Source organism: uncultured Gimesia sp., assembly GCF_963972345.1.
Lineage (GTDB): Bacteria > Planctomycetota > Planctomycetia > Planctomycetales > Planctomycetaceae > Gimesia.
Genome location: NZ_CAXAVM010000123.1, coordinates 1 through 21,233 on the forward strand (window position 1 = coordinate 1; position 21,233 = coordinate 21,233).

At 51.7% G+C, this 21,233-nt stretch carries 14 protein-coding genes and 1 pseudogene; 12 read left to right on the forward strand and 3 right to left on the reverse strand.

What is annotated here, in order from left to right; translation table 11 throughout:
- From AACZ40_RS18845 to AACZ40_RS18885, 9 genes are all read left to right on the forward strand, one after another.
- Positions 1 to 507, forward strand: a 507-nt coding sequence (locus AACZ40_RS18845) for a DUF1732 domain-containing protein (RefSeq protein ID WP_339675420.1), incomplete at its 5' end; no start/stop codon positions are given.
- 70 nt (positions 508 to 577) lie between these two features.
- Positions 578 to 1,192 carry a guanylate kinase gene (gmk, locus tag AACZ40_RS18850; protein ID WP_291178195.1) on the forward strand — a complete coding sequence of 205 codons (615 nt, stop codon included), beginning with the start codon at positions 578 to 580 and terminating at the stop codon, positions 1,190 to 1,192.
- Positions 1,176 to 1,454: a DNA-directed RNA polymerase subunit omega gene (locus AACZ40_RS18855; protein WP_291178192.1), complete on the forward strand. Its 279-nt coding sequence runs from the start codon at positions 1,176 to 1,178 to the stop codon at positions 1,452 to 1,454. Before gmk ends, AACZ40_RS18855 begins: the two co-directional genes overlap by 17 nt.
- A 17-nt stretch (positions 1,455 to 1,471) precedes the next feature.
- A complete protein-coding gene (locus tag AACZ40_RS18860) occupies positions 1,472 to 2,032 on the forward strand; it encodes a flavoprotein (RefSeq protein ID WP_291178190.1) in 561 nt (186 codons plus the stop codon).
- 50 nt (positions 2,033 to 2,082) lie between these two features.
- The gene (locus AACZ40_RS18865) at positions 2,083 to 2,709 is read left to right on the forward strand and encodes a phosphopantothenoylcysteine decarboxylase (protein ID WP_291178187.1); all 627 of its coding nucleotides are present in this window, start codon (positions 2,083 to 2,085) and stop codon (positions 2,707 to 2,709) included.
- A gap of 479 nt (positions 2,710 to 3,188) precedes the next feature.
- A complete protein-coding gene (locus AACZ40_RS18870) occupies positions 3,189 to 5,492 on the forward strand; it encodes a DNA translocase FtsK 4TM domain-containing protein (RefSeq protein WP_339675424.1) in 2,304 nt (767 codons plus the stop codon).
- A gap of 399 nt (positions 5,493 to 5,891) precedes the next feature.
- On the forward strand, positions 5,892 to 7,466 hold the full coding sequence (cimA, locus tag AACZ40_RS18875; RefSeq protein WP_291178182.1) for a citramalate synthase: 1,575 nt from the start codon (positions 5,892 to 5,894) through the stop codon (positions 7,464 to 7,466).
- Between the two features lie 309 nt (positions 7,467 to 7,775).
- The gene (locus AACZ40_RS18880; RefSeq protein ID WP_291178179.1) at positions 7,776 to 10,700 is read left to right on the forward strand and encodes a valine--tRNA ligase; all 2,925 of its coding nucleotides are present in this window, start codon (positions 7,776 to 7,778) and stop codon (positions 10,698 to 10,700) included.
- A gap of 188 nt (positions 10,701 to 10,888) precedes the next feature.
- On the forward strand, positions 10,889 to 11,287 hold the full coding sequence (locus AACZ40_RS18885) for a bifunctional nuclease family protein (protein ID WP_291179304.1): 399 nt from the start codon (positions 10,889 to 10,891) through the stop codon (positions 11,285 to 11,287).
- A gap of 99 nt (positions 11,288 to 11,386) precedes the next feature.
- Here AACZ40_RS18885 and AACZ40_RS18890 read toward each other — a convergent pair whose 3' ends face one another.
- The gene (locus AACZ40_RS18890; protein ID WP_291178177.1) at positions 11,387 to 12,337 is read right to left on the reverse strand and encodes a glucosamine-6-phosphate isomerase; all 951 of its coding nucleotides are present in this window, start codon (positions 12,335 to 12,337) and stop codon (positions 11,387 to 11,389) included.
- 489 nt (positions 12,338 to 12,826) lie between these two features.
- Between AACZ40_RS18890 and AACZ40_RS18895 the strand changes: the two genes are divergently transcribed.
- The 3 genes and pseudogenes from AACZ40_RS18895 (at position 12,827) to AACZ40_RS18905 (ending at position 18,794) form a co-directional block, all read left to right on the forward strand.
- Complete coding sequence (locus tag AACZ40_RS18895) at positions 12,827 to 14,029, forward strand: efflux RND transporter periplasmic adaptor subunit (protein ID WP_291178175.1); 1,203 nt, start codon at positions 12,827 to 12,829, stop codon at positions 14,027 to 14,029.
- A gap of 119 nt (positions 14,030 to 14,148) precedes the next feature.
- A pseudogene (locus AACZ40_RS18900) lies at positions 14,149 to 17,246 on the forward strand (efflux RND transporter permease subunit).
- 255 nt (positions 17,247 to 17,501) lie between these two features.
- Positions 17,502 to 18,794: a hypothetical protein gene (locus AACZ40_RS18905; protein ID WP_291178170.1), complete on the forward strand. Its 1,293-nt coding sequence runs from the start codon at positions 17,502 to 17,504 to the stop codon at positions 18,792 to 18,794.
- A gap of 86 nt (positions 18,795 to 18,880) precedes the next feature.
- On the opposite strand, the gene AACZ40_RS18910 is transcribed toward AACZ40_RS18905, so the two are convergent.
- Positions 18,881 to 20,020, reverse strand: a complete 1,140-nt coding sequence (locus tag AACZ40_RS18910; RefSeq protein WP_291178168.1) for a beta-ketoacyl-ACP synthase III — start codon at positions 20,018 to 20,020, stop codon at positions 18,881 to 18,883.
- A gap of 493 nt (positions 20,021 to 20,513) precedes the next feature.
- A partial coding sequence (locus tag AACZ40_RS18915; RefSeq protein ID WP_339675431.1) for a hypothetical protein occupies positions 20,514 to 21,233 on the reverse strand: 720 nt, incomplete at its 5' end.

The window sequence follows — 21,233 nt, forward strand, 5'->3', positions numbered from 1 at the left end:
GAATCGGACTGGCCACTGATTGAACAGGCGATTCGCGGCGCATTGCAGGAACTGACTGAGTTTCGCAAGAAAGAAGGGGAATCGGCCCAGGCAGACCTCGAATGCAGTAACCAGGTGATCCGCCAGCAACTGGAAGTAGTCAAAGAGAAGGCGCCGCGTGTGGTCACCAGCTACCGCGATCGCCTGCATCAGCGTCTGACAGACCTGCTCAAAGACCAGGATGTCGAACTCGACCCTGAAAGCCTGATCCGGGAAGTCAGCATGTTTGCAGATCGTTGTGACATCAACGAAGAAATCAGTCGACTGACCTGCCATTTAGAGCAGTTTGACTCCATCATCTCAGCCAAAACATCCCAGGGTAAAAAACTGGAATTCCTGGTACAGGAGATGTTCCGCGAAATTAATACCATCGGCTCGAAAGCCAACGATGTTGAAATCTCCCATGCCGTAATCGAAATGAAGCTGGCTGTTGAGAAAATCAGAGAAAACGTCCAGAACGTTGAATAGAATATAGTTTTATTGATCTCCTGAGATTGAATAGCGAGACCTCACAACGATTACTCTGGAGCTTTGCCAAGTGTCTGAACCTCAAGCCTGTATCCCACCGGACATACCGATTATTGTCCTCTCCGGCCCGACTGCCAGTGGTAAAACAACCATTGTCAATCGACTGATGCAGGACACACCGGTCAAGCTGGTTAAAGCGATCTCGGCAACAACCCGACCGCGTCGGAAGGGGGAAGTGAATGGCGAAGACTATTATTTTCTGACCACGGAAGAATTTGAAAAACGACAGGAAAATAACGAATTCCTCGAATGTGAACAGGTTCATGGGTTGGGATACTGGTATGGAACGTTAAAATCAGAAGTTGATCGGGCTGCGGAAGAAGGAGGCTGGCCTTTCCTGGAGATTGATGTACAGGGGACCCTGAAACTGATAGAACAGTTTCCCCAGACCATTACACTCTTCGTCAGAACGTCCTCTGATGAAGAATATGAAAAACGGATTCGCAACCGGGGTACCGAATCAGAAGAAGTTATCGAGAAACGGCTGGCAACAATTCGCAAGGAACTGGAGCAGGCCCAATACTATAGCCATGTCATTATTAATGACGATCTGGACCGTGCTGTCACAGAAATCGGCACCATCCTGAAACAACGGGAGCAAGAAATTAATGCTGGAAGAATTTAAAGAAGAAGAAATCGTCAATAAAGTAGGCGGACGTTTCAAACTGTCTTCGCTCATCCAAAAGCGGATCGTGGCGCTGAACCGGGGCGCGCGACCACTGGTCGAAATGCAGACCAAAAATCACATGGAAATTGTGGTTCAGGAAATCATGACTGACAAAATCTACCTCGATCAGTCTGGTGAAGTGGCCATCAAAGATGATGGCAGCCCGCTGGATGCCATCGAATATGATGATGCCGGTCCGAGCCTGGAAGACCTGGTCTAACACATCGTTGCAGAACCATGAACACCAAAAACCAACCCATGCAGGGGCGTGAAATTCTAGTAGGTGTTTCTGGAGGAATTGCCGCCTACAAGACGGCTGACCTGACCAGCAAGCTGGTCCAGCAAGGGGCAGCCGTCAGCGTGGTAATGACACAGGCCGCGCAGAAATTCATTGGCGCGACCACTTTCGAAGCCCTCACGGGCCGTCCCGTCTACCAGGATGGGTTTTCCCCCCGGGAACATTTTCAGGGAGAACATATCGGCCTGGTCAGAAGAGCCGAACTGTTTGTCATTGCGCCGGCGACTGCCAACGTGATGGCCCAGATGGCGCATGGTTTCGCGGAAGATCTGCTTTCGACCCTGACACTGACCTGCACTGCACCCATTCTGCTGGCACCGGCTATGAATGCGGATATGTGGGCCAAGGCATCGGTTCAGCGAAATCTGAAACAGCTGCAGGCCGATGGAATCCAGATCGTAGAACCAGGAGAAGGCTGGCTGAGTTGTGGCGTGATCGGTAAAGGACGGATGGCAGAACCGGCAGAGATCTTAACCCGAATCAATGAACTGCTGGGGTAATTCGAAACCGTACTGCCCTGCTTCGAACCCATCCTTTGAATGATCCTCAAATGCGAATCCTGATCACAGCCGGCCCGACAAGAGAATACCTGGATGACGTTCGCTACCTCTCCAATGCGAGCAGCGGGCAGATGGGATACGCATTGGCCCGCTCTGCGATTGCCGCCGGCCATGAAGTCGCGCTGGTCTCTGGTCCTGTCACCATTGCCCCTCCTGCCGGATGTGAGCTGTACCAGGTCGAGACGACAGATGAGATGTTCGCGCAATGCGAAACGCTGTTCGCAGACTGTGATGGCGTGATCGGCACTGCTGCGGTCTGCGACTATCGGATCAAAACCCGCAAACCTGGTAAAATCGCTAAAACCGGTGAAGCGATCACCCTGGAACTGGTGGAAACGATCGACGTGCTGGCAGAACTGGGTACCCAGAAAGGGGATCGCTGGGTCATGGGCTTCGCACTGGAATCTCAGGACGCCCGCTTTAATGCGGTGCGCAAACTCTACAGTAAAAAATGCGATGCCATCGTACTCAACAGTGTGAGTGCCATCGGGTCTTCCGAAAACTTCGTCGAAGTGATCGACCAGAGCCAGGAGATCGTAGCCACTTACTCGGGAGAAAAGTCCCGGGTGGCGGATTCTCTGATCGAATGGATTCAGCATCATCTGGCAGGCACATAAACGGCTCGCCAGTCTCGACAGCACACCTCAGGAAACTTCCAGGCTGTCCGGAACCGGTCGAATCCGCATATTCGTTAGAAGTGGTATGAGGCGTTCCGCAACACTTCCACTGACTGTTCTAACCCGAACCGCGTCCCCGCGTGTGGCAAAAACACAACGCAGATTGTTGGCTTTTCCCGACCGCCCCTCAGTTTGTGTGCTAGGTTTGAGGTGTTAAGGAAATCAACATTTACATGAATCCATACTTTTGTTTGGTACGTCTCAATGCCCCACATTGAGACACTGGTCGTGAAAATATTCCCGTCTGTTGATGTTCTTGGGTTTTCATCGCAGACGGGAACTATTTTTCACTCGGACAATTTTTCTGGTTAATCCCCACAAGAAAAGTAACCAATTTTTTGCGTCCGCTTTGCGCGCCGTTGATTCTCCTTTGAATAGACAACCCGAAATTTCTTATATAGATTTGCAGGTTGGTCAGCATGATCGACATTCAACGGTTCAAAACAGATTTAATCGCGCTGGGATTGCTGGCGGCGACAGTCTTTCTTGGACTGAGTCTATTCAGCTATGACCCCGCCGATCCCCCTGCGCAGCTCGTCTACCCCGTCCGTGATGTCGCACAAAACCTGTGTGGTGACTCCGGTGCTCAAATAGCCCATTACCTGCGAACCGGTTTCGGCCTCGGTGCCTGGGGAATTTTCCTCGCATTAATCGTAGTCGACATGCGGATGTTTTCCCGACAGGAAACTTCCGGCGTCGTGGTCGAACTGATTGGCCTGGGTTTGATTCTGCTTTCTGCCTGTATTGTCAGCCAGATGATGCTGGGCCAAAATAACGCCACGCCACTGATTGGCAGCGGTGGCTATATTGGTGCGCTCGGTTTTTCATTACTGGAAACCCGATTTTCCGTCGCCGGTTCGTTGATCCTGTTGACCTCCATGTTCCTGGCAGGTCTGTTACTGACAGCAGATACGCTTCCCGTACGCCTCTTTTTTTCCTGCCTCACCTTTCCCTTCAAAGCCTTGAGCCGTGAATCGGTTGTTGTGGATGAAGCAGCAGAAGAAAGTGACGAAGAAGAATACGAAGAGGAAGAAGAAATCGTCGCCGAAGAAGAGGAAGACGAGTACGAAGAAGAAGTTGTCGCCGCTCCTAAAGCAAAATTAAAGCCCAAGAAGCGCAAGCCGATCAAAGTCAATCCGCCGCCAGGAATTCGCCTGGCGCAAAAGACTCAGCCCATCGAGCAAAAAAAAAACAGCTCATATAAGCTGCCCGGGTTAGACCTGCTGGAAGATGCAGAAGACTTTCCTTTCGAGCTGTTAGCCAAAAAAGCGGAAGAAGCAGCCGAAGTTCTCGAAAATACATTTGCTGATTTTGGACTCGACATTCAGGTCTCCGAAATCGATACCGGCCCGGTATTGACCTTGTTCGAACTGGATCTGAAACCGGGTCTGCGTGTTGCCAAAGTCACCGCTCTGGCTCATGACCTGGCGGTTGCTTTACGTGTGCCTTCCGTACGGGTGGTGCCTTCCATCCCCGGAAAAAATACGGTTGGCGTTGAAGTTCCCAATGACAAACAAGTCATGGTGCGGTTAAAAGAACTGATCGAAGCCTGTTCGGACGAAGCGGAACACAGTCGCATTCCCCTGTTCATAGGCAAAGATGTCAGCGGGCATCCCCTGTCAGCCGACCTGGCCAAACTGCCTCACCTGTTGATCGCCGGTCGAACCGGAACCGGGAAAAGTGTCTGTCTCAACACATTGATTCTCTCACTGTTGATGACCCGCACCCCCAACGAAGTCAAAATGCTGATGATCGATCCCAAGATGGTGGAATTGAGCGGCTACAAACGCATTCCGCATCTGATGCATCCCGTGATCACCGACATGAAAAAAGCGGAAGCCGTGCTGGCATGGGCCGTCGACAAGATGGAAGAACGTTACGACCTCCTGGCCCGCTGCGGATCCAGAAACATCGAAAGCTTCAATAAACTCGGCAAGGAAAAAGTGCTGGAACTGGCGGGCATTGATCCGGAATCGGAAGAAGCACTGCAAATGCCGGAAAAAATGCCTTCGATCGTCATCGTCGCCGATGAGATTGCCGACATGATGATGACCTCCGGCAAAGATGTCGAAGCACATATTATTCGTCTGGCACAAAAATCCCGTGCTGTCGGAATTCACCTGGTGCTGGCAACGCAGAAGCCAACGGTCGACGTGATTACCGGTCTGATTAAATCCAACCTGCCTGCCCGCATTTCATTCCAGGTTGCCAGCCGCGGCGACAGCCGTGTGGTTCTGGATGAAAACGGTGCAGACGCCCTGCTCGGCAACGGTGACATGCTGTACCTGGCACCAGGAACCAGTAAACTGACACGGGCCCAGGGCGCGTATGTCAGTGATGAAGAAATCGAGCGTGTGATCGACTTCTTCAGTGACATGGCTCCCGAATACAGCCCGGAACTGGCACAGATCACTGCCGCCAATTCCAAGAAAAATAATGGTGGCGACTCGGACCGCAAAGAAGACAGCCTGTACAATGAAGCAGTCGATGTTGTGATCCGTGAAGGTCGCGGTTCTGTTTCCCTGCTGCAACGGGCATTGGGAGTCGGCTACGGTCGTGGTGCCCGATTGATTGATTACATGGCCGAAGATGGCATCGTCGGTGAATATAACGGCTCACAGGCACGTGAAGTTTTATACACTATCGATGAGTGGGAAGCGATCAAAGCAAACCAGTTCGAAGACGATTTCGGCGAAGAAGAATACGAAGAAGAGTTTGTTTGAGCCTCAGGCCGTTGCTGCTTCGCAGGGAATCTGACCTGAAAACAGGGCGAAATCGGCTTTTCGTTTGACTCACACTTCCCGGCTGCTTATGATCTTTCCATTGACAGTTTGTGATTCAAAATAGCAATTCAAGCGGAAGGCTCTCAGGTCTATGTTGTCTGTCTCAAATATTGTCTGCATCAGCGGCATTATTATTATTGGCGAAATTACAGACTCCCCATGACTTGAGAATCATTACCAATTTAACAGATTTTCATAACCTCAGGTCACAACCTGAGGTTTTTTTGTTATGGAGATCAGGACGAATCAAGCCCTGCCCTGCGATGGTCTGAAAAGAATAGCAGCAGACACGATAACAAGCGTGATCTTTCAATTAAAACAGAAAAGAAAGCCCCGACGATGGCCCGAATTCAGATGTATGACACCACTTTGCGGGATGGCAGCCAGGGAGAAGGCGTGAACTTCTCATTGGAAGACAAGCTGCAGATAACCGCAAAGCTCGATGAAATGGGCTTCGATTACATTGAAGGCGGCTATCCTCTTTCGAATCCCAAAGACACCGAGTATTTCCAGCGTGTGGCCGAAATGGATCTGAAGCACGCTAAAGTCACCGCATTCGGCATGACCCGCCGCAAAGAGATCGAAGCCAGAGACGATGTCGGCATGCAGGCGTTACGGGATTCACAGGCCCCCGTGGTCACCATTGTGGGAAAAACCTGGGACCTGCACGTCACCGAAGTCCTGCGGGTCTCACTCGAAGAAAATCTGGCGATGATTGCAGATTCGGTCGGCTTTATCAAATCCTGCGGACGCGAAGTCATTTACGATGCAGAGCATTTCTTTGACGGCTTTCGTGCGAATCCGGAATATGCACTCAAAACCATCAAAGCGGCTGCCGAGGCGGGCGCAGACATCGTCATTCCCTGCGATACGAACGGCGGCAGTCTGCCCGAAGTGATTGCGAAATATGTCGACCTCGTGCGCTCTGAAGTAAACGTGCCCCTGGGAATTCACTGTCACAACGACTGTGATCTGGCGACCGCCAATTCCTTAGCCGCGATCGAACATGGTGCCATCCAGGTTCAAGGAACCATTAACGGGATCGGGGAACGCTGTGGCAATGCCGATCTGATCAGCGTGATCGCCAACCTGGTGACGAAAAAAGAAGGTTATTCCGTCCTGCTGGATAACAACCTGCATAAACTGACCGAACTCTCACGCTATGTTTACGAACTGGCCAACATGAATTTCCGTTCCGGTCAGCCTTTTGTCGGCAGCAGCGCCTTCGCCCATAAAGGGGGCATGCATGTGCACGCCGTCAATCGCATTGCACGCAGTTACGAACATATCGAACCCGAAGTCGTCGGCAACGAACGCAAAGTGCTGGTCAGTGAGTTGTCGGGACGTTCCAACATCGTCGCAAAAACAACCAAGATGCAGCTGGATAACGATCCGGAACTGCTCACACGGATTCTCGAAAAAGTGCAGGATCTGGAAAATGAAGGTTACCAGTTTGAAGCCGCCGAAGCGTCCTTTGATCTGCTCGTCAAAAAAGTTGCCGGTACGTTCAAACCTCATTTCGAAAAAATTCATTATCGCGTGAATGTCGAATCCGACAATACACACGAACCTCTCACCGAAGCGACGATCAAACTGATCGTCAACGGTCAGCAGGAACACGTGGTCGGCGAAGGCGACGGGCCGGTGAATGCCCTCGATACGGCACTCAGAAAAGCACTCTGCCCTGCCTATCCTGCTCTCGAAAAAATGCACTTAGTCGACTACAAGGTCCGCGTGATCAATTCCGCTGAGGGAACCGCCGCCAGTGTGCGGGTGGTGATTGAAAGCCGCGATGAACACAAGGTCTGGAGCAGTATCGGCGTCAGTGAAAATGTGATCGAAGCCAGCTGGCTCGCACTGGCAGACAGCGTCGAATACAAACTCTACAAGGACGAAGGAACCATTTCAGGCTGACCGGTGTCTCGCTTGACTGCAACGTCAAATCGAATGAGTTCCAGAATTCAGAAACCCGGACCGTCAACAATGCCCGCCCTGCCTGTTTTTGCAATATCCGAACTGGTATAGTGTCTTATCAGACTTGGAATGGCACGTTGGCCGAAATGGTCCGCACGCTCATTGGCGTGCTCGCCTGACATTGACCACCTGTCAAGAAAGGATTGATGGACCAATAGTTAGTTTAAATAACGGAAATCCAGCTATTTTGTGGCAGATCAATTTCTCCATTTTAACCATGCCTTAAAGCACAAGACCCAACCCGAAATCATGACCGAATCGTTAGAGAAACAGTATAATCCTGAAAGTGCACAACAGAAGTGGTATCAGTTCTGGGAAGAAAACGGCTATTTTCACGCCGAGCCTGATCCGGAAAAAGAACCGCATACCATCATGATCCCTCTGCCCAACGTCACCGGTGCCCTGCACATGGGCCATGCGTTGAACGGCACGCTGCAGGACCTGATAACCCGCTGGCGTCGCATGCAGGGCTATGAAGCCCTCTGGATGCCCGGAACCGATCATGCCGGCATTGCCACCCAGGCTGTGGTCGAACGCCGCATGAAGGAAGAAGAAAATCTGACACGGCATGACATCGGTCGCGAAGCGCTCGTCGAACGGATCTGGGACTGGAAAGACCAGTACGAAAAACGCATTCTGAATCAGCTGAGAAAACTGGGCGCCAGCTGTGACTGGCAGCGCACCCGCTTTACACTGGATGACATGTGCTCCAAAGCGGTCCGCCGCACCTTCCTGAAGCTGTTCTCAGACGGTTTGATCTATCGTGGGAAACGCCTGGTGAACTGGGACCCGTTCCTGCAGACCGCAGTCGCAGACGATGAAGTTTTCTCAGAAGATATTGCCGGTCAGTTCTGGACCTTCCAGTATCCGGTGGTCGGCAGTGAGGAACGGATTTCATTCTCAACCACGCGTCCCGAAACGATGCTCGGCGATACCGCTGTCTGCGTTCATCCTTCCGATGAGCGTTACACGCACCTGGTCGGTAAATTCGTTCGCATTCCATTAAACGGACGTGAGATCCCGATTATTGCCGATGCCTTACTGGCAGATAAAGACTTGGGAACCGGAGCCGTCAAAGTCACCCCCGCGCATGATCCGAACGACTATGCCTGCGGACTGCGAAATGATCTGGAGCAGATCAACATTCTGAACCCCGATGGCACGATGAATGACGCTACCGGTGAATATGAAGGCCTGGATCGTTACGCCGCCCGTAAAAAAGTGGTCGAAGACATGGAAAAGCTGGGCTTCTTCATCGAAGTGGAAGACCGGCAGATCCCCGTCAAGCACAGCGACCGTTCGAAAACTCCCATTGAACCTTATCTGTCTGACCAGTGGTTCGTAAAAATGGATACCCTCGCGCAGTCTGCCATCGATGCTGTCGATGACGGCCGCGTGCGTTTCTTTCCCAGCCGCTACTCCAAAACATATCTGGACTGGCTCAAAGAAAAGCGCGACTGGTGCATCAGTCGACAACTCTGGTGGGGACATCGTATTCCCATCTGGTACTGCGACACCTGTTCTGAAGACGACCTGAAACTGGCATTTGCCGATCGTTATGACGTCGATTACCGCCGGGACGATGAAGATACCTGCTGGCTGATCTGCAGCGAAACCGACCTGGCGGGTGACGAACTGGGTGCCGCTCATAAGTTGACCCAGGATGAAGATGTCCTGGATACCTGGTTCAGCAGTGCCCTCTGGCCGCACGCCACGCTGGGCTGGCCTGACAAGAATCCGGATCTCGATTATTTCTATCCAGGCAGTGTGCTGATCACCAGTCGCGATATCATCACTCTCTGGGTGGCGCGCATGGTTTTGACCGGCCTGTATAACATGGAAGACATCCCCTTCAAGCATGTCTGCATCCATCCTAAAATCCTGGATGGTTTCGGGCAGACCATGTCCAAATCCAAAGGGAACGGCGTGGACCCCATGGACCTGATCGACAAATACGGCGTCGATGCAGTCCGCTTCACGATTGCCTCTTTCGCAGGGGAAACACAGGACGTCCGTCTGCCTGTCGGTTACGAAGACCCGGAAACCGGGGAAGTCGTGCCTCAAACTCTGGAACATCAGACAACGACTCCCTCAGGCGGTGCTAAACCACGAATCAAATTCCCCAAAAGTGGAAAATCGTACCAGTATACGAGTCCCTGGTTTGATCCTGATCCCGGCGAAAAAGTGGCGAGGATTGTCAGCGAACGTTTTGAGTACGGCAGAAATTTCTGCAACAAACTCTGGAACGCCAGTCGCTTTGCCATGCTCAACCTGGAAGGTTACACCCCGGCGCCGCTCGCAGAGTCTGATTTGACAATGGAAGATCGCTGGATTCTCAGTCGACTTTCCACGGTTGCCGAAGAGATGACAACCGTCTTAAATCGCTACCAGTTCGACGTGGCCACTCGCGCCATTCGCGACTTTACCTGGAACGAATTCTGCGACTGGTACCTGGAAATGATCAAGCCTCGATTGTGGGACGAGGAACAGAAACCGGCAGCACAGCGCGTGTTGGTAGGAGTGCTCGACGCCCTGCTCCGTCTGCTGCAGCCTTTCGTCCCCTTCATTGCCGAAGAACTCTGGCAGCGATTGAATGAGATCGCGCCGGAACGCGGGCTCTTCACACCCGCAACAGGGGCCAAAAGCATCATGATCGCCGCCTGGCCGGAACCACCACAGGAGTGGCAGGATCCGCAACTGGAAAAACGGTTTGAACGGCTGCAGGAAATGATTGTTGCCGTGCGAAATATTCGTGCTGTCTATAAGATTTCACCCGCAGTACCGCTGCAACTGTTCCTGCGTTGTGAATCCGGTGTGGCCGATGACATGCAGAATATCGCCGGACAGTTCGATAATCTGGCGAAAACCTTACTGGAGTCAGCGGGCGCGGATATACAACGCCCCAGCGGGTCTGCCACATTTTCTCTCAATGATGTTGACGGCTTTATTGCTTTGGAAGGCATTATCGATCTGGAGGCGGAACTGGAGCGATTGCGGGGAGAAGCGGAAAAACTCGAAAAACATATTGAAACCAGTGAGAAGAAACTGGCCAATAAAAACTTTGTTGACCGGGCACCCGCCGATGTGGTAGCTGGAGTACAGGAAACGCTGGCAGGGAATCAGAAACAACTGCAAAGCGTTCTGAAAACTATCGATGAACTCGAGGGAAAATAGCGTCTGCTCAGACCGAGAATGGCACGGTGCCCGACATGGTCTGCGAATTCAACCGGAATCTGTTGCTCTGCCCGGACAGGGTGTATAATAAATCACTTCACGATCACAGTTAATTCAGTTTTTAATTCGTCACATGGAATCTGGTTTGCAGTGAATTCCCTGCCTGACCTGAGGAGGCTCTCTTGTTAGTGGAAATGGAGTTATCTCGCATCATTATCAGCGAGATCGGCGATCAGCAGGTGATCTATCTGCGTGAAGTCGATGGCGAGCGTGTCTTCCCGATCCTGATCGGAATTTTTGAAGCCACCACGATTGACCGTCGCGTGAATCAGAAGTTTTCGCCTCAGCGTCCGCTCACGCACGACCTGTTAAAGAATACCATCGAATCTCTCGGGGGCACCCTGAAAGATATCGTGATCACGCATCTGGAAGATCACACCTACTATGCTGTGCTGCGGGTAGAACAGGATGGGGAACTGGTCGAGATTGACAGCCGGCCCAGCGATGCGATTGCGCTGTCAATTCATTTTGATCCCCCTCTGCCGATTTATGTGCATGAATCAGTGCTCGAGCAGACAGCCGGTTAAAAGTTCTCAGAGACTACTGTTAAAAGAAAACAAGCAGCCCGGAAACTGATTCCGGACTGCCTGTTGTGATTTATATTAGGTCAACTTGTTGTCAACTGGTTAATTACACTCCGCTACCAGCGGTCCGGCCAGTTCATCGAGGATAATCAGTCGACCCGGCTGAGTCGTCATGTAGGTGGACGGGATCCAGCTGGTGGGTTCATGCCGTAACGTCATCCAGACACTCATCCCCTGCCACTGCATGCCACGCGAGAAGATACCGTCACAGCCGCCGATAATCTTGTCGGCCTGCAGGAAGCACCCGGGACCAATCGTATTCGCATACGCGGGAACCAGCGTCGTGCGGCTCTTAAAGCTGGTCACGGCGTTCTGCTCAATCGTCAAAGGATGCAGCTTGGCACCCAGGCGGTGTGTCTGTGCTTTCCATTCTTCTTCGGAATTAAATTCGCCCGCAAAATGGGGTTCCCAGAATGCGATATGACAGACACGACCAATTCCGAAAATAACCCCCAGCTTCGCGCCCGCTGATTTTAATTCGCCGATTTTTTCTGCATACGAGGGCAGGACATCTGGCGTGGCAAAGTGACGTTGATTCTCGGGAACCGTTAAGTCACCCAGTGGACCATAAAAGGCCTGCTGCATGGCATACTGAAAGGCACCGGGGTTCGTGGCAGGCAGCGTATTTCCTTCTGCATCACTCCACTCATCCATATTGAAGCCGTAGACATGGTCGCAGGATACGCCCCATTCTTTGAGGAAGTACACAGCCCAGCGATACATGCCCATCGGTCCTACAGGCAGAATCAATGCCAGCTTTTCACCAGCATCCCTGGACTGTTTAATCGTTAACGCAATCTCATGTCCCAGCATGGTATCAAAGTCGGTGACGCTCCCGCACATGACAGGCTCAAAGCCTGCATGCCACCAGGACTGACGGTCCGTAATGGTCGTAGGATCAGCACTCATGCACTGATCGATTTTGGCCAGGTCCCATCCTGCTGGAAAATACCCTTCCATCATTGAACCGGCAATCGTACTCATTAAATCCATAATTCTTCCCTTCTCAAAGCGATTTCACAGGTTGGTCAAACTGTGTGAACTGTCAATAGCCAATAATTTCTTATCATTGTTGAATAATTTGGAAACCGGTGTGGATTTTAGCATAGAACCGGCATAAGAACAGGAAAGACCAGCCCGGGATTTTATAAACAAAAGAATATTTAAACAAAGACGTTGAGAACGACAAACATCTTGAATTCTCTTACCGATATAGTTCTAATAGAAGAGGTGAGTAGACGCCTTAAATGATTTGTCGATCCTGCCTTAGCTTACCTGCCTTAAACAACCAGAAGTTTATCTTTACACGATAACCGTCAACCTGCCCGATTGCACAACAGAGTCCCTCTGTTGTCAAACAACAAGAGCTTTTACCAACCGATTTTTCGTTGACAGGGTCTGCAAATCCAGATTCTTGATCAGTAAACAATTTGCTTGGCTACAGGCTCCTGCTGCGGTTCACACAACCGGAGAAACGAAAAGATGAAAGTACTGATTGCCCCAGCCTGTACGGCACTTGCCATGATTGCAGGCTGGCTGGTTTATGAACATTCCCTGAACAACACACAAACATCTCCCACAAAAATCCTTACTGAACCGATTGCAGTTCAGGTCACACGCTCCACAGAAAAGACTCTCGAAAAACGGATTACCCTGGTGGGAAATCTGGAAGCCGGTTCCCAGGTCGAAATCCGTTCGAAATACAACGGGTACATCAAGTCGATTCCGTTTGATGTGGGAGAGCAGATCAATGCCGGCGATGTGATTCTGGAACTGAATGACACGGAACTGCAGGAACTGGTCAGTAAAGCAGATGCCTCTCTGACAGTTGCCAAAGCACAACTCAGAGCGCAGGTCACAGCCCAGGAGCTGGCACAAAAGGCGTATGAACGGCTGCTGGTGCTGCAGAGATCCGGAGTGAGTACGCAGCAGGAGATGGAAGAAGCAGTCGCCAACAAGGCGATCCAGGAAGCGCAGACGGAACTGGAAGAAGCGCGTGTGGAACAGGCGAAATCGGACCTCGAACAAAGCCGCCTGCGACTGCGGGAAAATAAAGTACTGGCGCCGACCGATGGTTTCCTGGCAGAACGCATGGTGGATATCGGCGATCTGGCAAAACCTGATGTTCCATTAATGAAAATCGTCAACCTGGATCAGGTCCGGACCGTCGTGCATATCGTGGAAAAAGATTATGAAGATGTCAAACTGGGACAGAAAGCGCTCATCACGGTTGATACGTTCCCGGGCAAAACATTTTCGGGTCATGTGAAACGAAAAGCCCCCGTCCTCGATCCGCAAACCCGCACTGCCGCCGTGCACATCGAAATCCCGAACGCGGACTTCTCGCTGAAACCGGGTATGCATGCCCGTGTGCAGATTGTCTTTGAACATCGACCGAAAACCAGCGTCCTGCCTATTGCTTCTCTCACTCGCAGAAAAAATGGCCCCGGTTCTGCTGTCTTCATCATTGAGGGAAACCCTCCCATTACCGAACGTCGAAATATCGAAACCGGAATCAATGATGGCGAACTCGTTGAAATTCTCTCGGGGCTGGAACCGGAAGACCTGGTGATCACCCTGGGGAATCGCATGGTCGACGAAGGACAGACGGTCACGCCGGTTGAAGTTCCCATGGATCGGGTCATTCAGGCACCGCCCGCGTTAACGCAAAAAACAAACTTGTGATCAGGACGATCGTTTGATTCAACAGCAGTTCAGAAACACCTGAGAAATCAATTATGTCCCTGACCCGACTGGCAGTTCAGCGTCCGATTACAACCCTGATGTCCTCACTGGTGCTGGTCATGCTGGGGGGCGTGTCTTTGTCACAGCTGTCCGTGGACCTGATGCCTGACATTCAGAATCCCAGCGTCAGCGTGATCACGATTTACGAAGGCGCGGGTCCGGATGAAGCCGAAAAGCAGATTACCCGCCCGATTGAACAGAATTTGAGTTCTGTATCCGGCATTGAGGATATACTCAGCAGCAGTATGGAAGGTAGCAGTACGGTCCGCCTGCAGTTTCAATGGGGCACGGATCTCAACCTGGCGATCAACGAAGTACGAGACTCGCTCAACAAATTGAGAAACAAACTGCCCGAGGGAGCAGAAGATCCGTACATCCGTCATTATGATGTCGCTGACCGCCCCATTCTGTACCTCGGGTTAAACAGTGACCTGGACCCTGTCACGCTCACGCAGCTGACGGAAAATCAGATTATTCCGCAGTTTGAGCAGCTTGAAGGGGTCGCCCGTGTCCGCATGCGAGGCGGGATTGAACGTGAGATCCAGATCAAACTGGACCGCAGCAAACTTGAATCGCTCAATATGGGCGTCAACGAAGTCATCAATGCGCTCAAGCAGCAGAATATCAACCAGCCCGCCGGAAATTATGAAGAGGGACATCTCAATCTGCATATCCGCAGTGAGGGTGAGTTTACCAGCCTGGACCAGATTGAAAACACGGTCGTTCGTGAACAGGCAGGAGCGACAGTTCATGTGCGGGATATCGCGGAAGTCGTCGATGGTGAAAAGAGCGGACGGAACTGACCCGGATGAATGGACAGCCCGGCATTCTGCTGTATGTCTATAAGCAATCCGGGGCAAATACGATCAACGTCAGTGACGAGGTGCGAAAACAGGTCGAGCGGACCAATAAATCGATCCCGGATATGAACCTCACAATTCGCGTGGATAACTCGCAATATATACGACAGTCGATCGCCAACATCCAGGAAGCCGCCCTGTACGGAATGGGGCTGGCCATTCTGGTTCTGATTCTCTTCCTGCGCAGCTTCCGAAGCATGCTGGTGATCGGCGTGTGTATGCCCCTCTCCGTCCTCGCGACATTCACCCTGATCTATTTCCAGGGATTCACGTTGAATATTATTTCCTTCGGCGGACTGGCGCTGGGCGTCGGGTTGCTGGTGGATAACTCGATCGTGGTACTGGAAAGCATCTTCCGAAAACGGGAAGACGGTCTGGACCCGATCACTGCCGCCATTGAAGGGACGGAAGAAGTTTCCTCTGCAATTGTTGCCAGTACCTTAACAACCCTGATCATTTTCCTGCCGCTGATTTTTATTCATGGTACGACCGGCATCCTGCTGCATCAGCTGGCCTGGGTCGTTTCGTTCTCCCTGATCTGTTCGCTGTTTGCCAGCCTGACACTGACGCCTGTGATGAGCGCCTACTGGATTCCAGAGGAAGTCACGACTCCCCATACAGGCTGGACCCGTCACTGGTTCAAACTGATTGAAGGTTTCCATCATCTGAATTACCAGATCCTATTGAAACTGGAGCGCATTTATGAACGGATTTTAAAGTTCAGTTTGAAACATGCCACGCTCACCGGATTTCTGCTGTTACTCTGTTTTACGACGACACTGGGTCTGATTCCCCATGTCAAAACGGAATTTCTGCCTAAAACAGACGAAGCCGCGATTAACGTTTATTCCCGAATGGCAGCCGGGATTCAGCTTCGAAAACTGGATCAGCAGACACGGATTCTGGAACAGGCGACCATTGAGTCGGTCCCCGAAGCAATCGCGATTGCGTCCTTCATTGGTGACGGTGCTGATGACGCAGATCAGTGGAACCGCACGACTTTAAGAATCCAGCTGCTCCCCCGCAGCGAACGTGAACGGGGCATTGAAGAAATCCGCAAAGCGCTCGACGATTCGATCGGTCCGATTGCCGGCATGAAAGTCCAGGTCAAAGCACAGACGGAAATGATGCTGATGCGGATGATCGGGAGACGAGGCGGCGGTGATCTCGTCGTGCAGATCGCCGGCCACAACCTGATGGCCGCTCAGCAGATTGTCGACCAGGTTGTTGCAGTCATGAAACAGACACCCGGGCTGATCAATGTGGAAGCCGAGGTTTCCGATAAACGCCCTGAACTGACTGCTTCCATCGATCGTGCCAAAGCGGGTCTGTTGAAGATCAGCGTGCAGGATATCGCCCAGACACTGGAAACGACCATTCGGGGTACCGAGGCAACACTCTATCGTGAGGAAGGAGATGAATTTCCGGTCGTTGTTCGCTTGCGAGAAGAAGACCGCGATCAGATGGACGACGTGCAACAGGTGGGTGTGACGACCGCCACCGGACGTACGATTCCATTGAAAAACATGCTCTCATTCCAGCCCAATGAAGCCCCTGTTGTCATTGAACGCCAGAATCAACAGAGGATCTTGAGGGTTTTTGCAGATGTCGAGGGGCGGGACCTGGGCAGCGTGGTCCCTGAGCTCGAACAAAACCTGAGTGCCATCCAGATTCCTTCCGGCTTTTCCGTCAGTATCGCAGGCGACTGGGAAGAACAGCAGAAAAGTTTCACCGCATTGAAACAGGGCTTTATTCTGGCGATTATCCTGATGTACATGATCATGGCTTCCCAGTATGAATCTCTGCGTGATCCATTTTATATTCTGTTCGCGGTGCCACTGGGCATGATTGGTGTCATCTGGGTCTTTGTGTTTACAGACACCACATTAAATGTGCAGTCATTCATCGGCATCGTCGTGCTGTCGGGAATTGTGGTCAACAATGCCATCGTGCTGGTCGATTACATCAATCAGCTCCGGCGGAGATACCCGGAGAAACCGGTCAGCCAGTTGATCCTCCAGGCTGCCACGCGCCGGTTCCGGCCGATTCTGATGACCACGCTCACCACGGTCCTGGCCATGATCCCGATTGCGCTGGGCTGGGGTGAAGGGGGCGAACTGCAGGCTCCCATGGCGCGGGTTGTGGTCGGCGGACTGATTGCCGGGACCACAATCACCCTGCTGGCGATTCCCCTGATTTACCAGGCGTGCACCACACCGTCGCTGAAACAGAAGGCTCACACTGAGGAAGCTTTGACTCCGAAACCGCTTGTGGGCGAGCCGGTAAAATCCAGCTGAAATGACCGGGAAGTCCGGTCTACGATAGCATCAACTCCGCCGGTCTGTCTATAATGCGCCTCAAGTTGGCATTCGACTGAGCGGCAGAGTCTTTCGCGGGATCTTCTCGCGGATCAAATCGATCGGCATACCCGTCCTTCAGCTTGAATCCAACCCAAGGGATTGACGGTTTTTCTGTTACGGATCTGGGAAATACAGAATGTTGTCAATCGGGCATCTCTCTCATCTCTGGGCATCTGGATATACACTCTGACGATGATGAATCAAAAACCTGAACTGATCACCGAACCAATTCCTTATAAAACACTGTTTCCCTGGCTGAACCTGTTTCGGGTATTTCGTCTGGCCGTGGATTTCCAGAAAATCCTGCTGGCCATCGCCGCCATTCTGCTGCTCATGTTGGGAAATCAACTGTTCAACCAGCTCCCGTTCGCGCCCCGGCAACCGGTGAGTAATCGTTCGGCCCTCGTGCATCAAAGGATTGAATTTCCTCCCCGGCATGCCGACCTGTTTTTACACTCCCCTCAACAGGTCCTGACGCCGGTGCCGGAACCATCGCCGGGACTGGTTAACCTGATTCGGGGTACGACGCTGCTGGAACCGATGTCCTATTTCACCAGACCGGTGCTGACCCTGTTTCAAACGGGTGCCAGCTGGAGCATTCTGGCTTATGCCACAACGCAGTTGCTGTGGGCGATTATTATCTGGGCCGTCTTCGGCGGTGCGATTACCAGGATTGCCGCAATCCAGTTTGCGCAGGATGAACATATCGGTATTCGCGCTGCGCTGGCCTTTTCGTTAAAGCGGATTCTGTCACTGGTCAGCGCCCCCCTGCTCCCTTTCGCAGGCATGGGGTTCTTCTGGATTCTCTGCCTGCTGATTGGCCTGTTTGGTAATATTCCCAGTGCTGGCGGAGTGATTGTCAGCCTGCTGTGGGGACTGGCTTTTCTGTTTGCTTTTGTGTTGAGCCTGATTCTGCTGGTGACCTTGGCGGGCTGGCCTTTGATGATGACCACCATCAGCGTGGAAGACAGCGATGGCTTCGATGGTTTAAGCCGCATCTTCAGCTATATTTTTGGTCGAATCTGGTATTTTCTGTGGCTCGTATTCGTCACGCTCTGCTATGGAGCCGCCTGTCTGTTTTTTGCAGAACTGCTGCTGCAACTGGTCTCCCGCCTCGCATTCTGGGGCGTCAGCTGGGGCATGGGAAGCGAACAGGCCATCCAGCTGTTCAATCAGGAAGAAATGACGCTCGCTACCACTATTTCACTGGGATGGGGATCGATCCTTAACATCACCTTTTCCGGTTTAGTGATCAGTTTTTTCTGGTCTGCCAATACCGTGATCTATTTTCTGCTGCGGAAATGTGATGATGGGACTCCCCTCGATCACGTTTATTATATGGAAGAGGAAACGGTTTCGGCCAATGAACTGCCACTGGCGGGTGTTGCCAAAGCGGGTGAACCCGTGATCGAGCGCCCTGTGACTCCGGAGACGACAACTGACGAAGCACAGCAGGATACGAAAGCCCAGGACGACGCGGAATAAACCTGTCTGATCTCAACAGTCGGTCGCGCAGACTGAGAGATGGCGCTGTTCACTGCTGAGTGGGAAACAGCGACGTTAGCAGAAATCTACCAGCGAAACAGGCCTGTGCCCCAGGCAAGACCGGCACCAAATCCACTCAGGAGAATGGTATCGCCGCGATTAATCCGACCCGATTGAAATGCTTCATCTAACACAATCGGAATCGAGCCGCCGGAAGTATTTCCATAGCGATCCAGATTATTGAAAACCTTTTCGCGGGGAATTCCCAGCTGTTCACAGGCGGAATCAATGATTCTGATATTGGCCTGGTGCATCAGGAACAGGTCAACGTCATGCACGCTCATACCTGTTTTGGTGAGCATCAGGTCTATGGAATCAGCAACTGTTCTGACAGCCCACTTGAAGACGCTGCGGCCATCCATATTCAGAAAATGACGACCCGCGCTGATATCTTCGGCAGTCGCAGGATTGCGGGTTCCACCAGAGGGACGATCCAGCAGAGAACAACCACTTCCATCAGAGCCCGTCTGGTAGCAGGTCAGCCCCTGATGCGGATCACCTTTCGCCAGCAGTACGGCTCCCGCACCATCGCCAAACAATGGTGCCACGCGACGATCTTCCGGATTCACAATACGGCTGTTGCAGTCACCACCAATCACCAGTGCCAGCTTGCTGTTTCCCGTTGCGACATACTGGGCTGCCGTTACCAGGGCATACATGAAACCCGCACACGCAGCCTGCAGATCAATCGCAGGGGCATCCAGGCCCAGCCTATCCTGCACCAGGCAGGCAACGGAAGGACATTGAAAATCCGGCGTGAACGTACCGACGATCAGCAGATCGATATCTTCCGGATTCACACGAGCCGCACGAATCGCTTTCTGTGCTGCTTCGTAGCACAAATCACTGGTGGCCATTTCCGGTGGGGCATGTCGACGTTCCAGAATTCCCGTGCGTTGTTCAATCCATTCCGGGTCAAATCCAAAACGCTCCTGCAGATCCTGATTCGTAACGACGTTGTCCGGCACATACGATCCACTGGAAACAATTTGTACTCCCAACAATGAATTAGTTCTTTGACTAATCACCTGGCGACCACGCTTGCTCTCTATTTTTTTTGTCTCAGGTACCTGATCCCGCTGTTGATCTAACAACCCGGATGCATCGAGAACTGATTCGAGATCTGTGGAATCGACCTGATTTTTTGATTGAAGTTTCAAAGACATCTTGTGCATAATCCTGACATCCTTATTCAGTTTGAGTCAAACCTGTCGAACAGACAGAGCTCGACCTCCTTTCAACACGAGTCCAATCGTGATGCAGCACAATTCCATTGATTACAGAATCCCGGTTAAGAATTTCTGCTATAAATGTAGATGCACTAACTGATTACCAAAACGATTTCGCATCAGTAACCAAAAAGCTATTAAGACTGGAGCGAGACGGGAATTAACTCAGATCTCACTGATTGCTGACGAGGGCTTTTCAGACCAGATACGACAACAATGTCCGCAAAGTATAGCGATTCATAAAAATGGAAACTAGCGAAATATAGAAATTTCCAGCTAACGTACAATATAGGTAAGATCCAGTATCCTGCAAACAAACCTAAGAGCCTATTTTGACACATTTTAGACTTAATTCAATTTCGGTTTGCCGATAAGTTTCGCAAATCGTCAGATATACCAGACTACCCTGATGATCAAGAGTAAACCTGTTTCAGGCGACATCCTCATTGAGCCTCTGATTGGTCACCCCATATTGCATAACCGCCTCAAACTCCTGTTCCAGACCGGAAGCACGTTTGACCTCCACGCTGATGCCATATCCACGGGTTTCCAGAACTCTCGTCCTGACAGACAGCCCGGGATCAAATTCGCAGTTCACAGAGAGCTTGCCCTTCAGGGGAGGATAGAGACTGAGATGCACGACCCGGGTCTTCTGCTGAGGTTCGAAGCGGACCATGATCCCGCCCTCTATGAATTCAAAACCAGCCTCATCTGTGTTGCGATTCATCCACTGGGTGCAATCGCCGTGCTCTTCTTCTTCTGCAAGCGTGTCTGTATCAGACTGGTTCTCACTCAGTAGTGCTTCAAATCGTTTTTCGCGATCTGCATCTATCTCAATTGAATCTGATGACGGGGAATCGACAGTTTCAGACGCAGACTCTGCCCCCGGTTTTTCATATTCCTGTTCGGCATTTATTGACCGATCTGCTTCCGCACGTCCGATCGCTTCCCGGTCGAGCCATTCCAGCACGCCGGCAAATGCCATGAAATAGGTCAGGCAGAAAAACAGGATGCCCATCAGATTCAAACCATTTTCAGGTAAGACGGACAGCATTCCGGCCAGAACCGGTAAAATGAGCGCCAGTGTGAGCCCACTCTTCTGACTGCTGGAAAGCTGGAGCAACCGGAATTGACGCAGCAACAGCAGGTT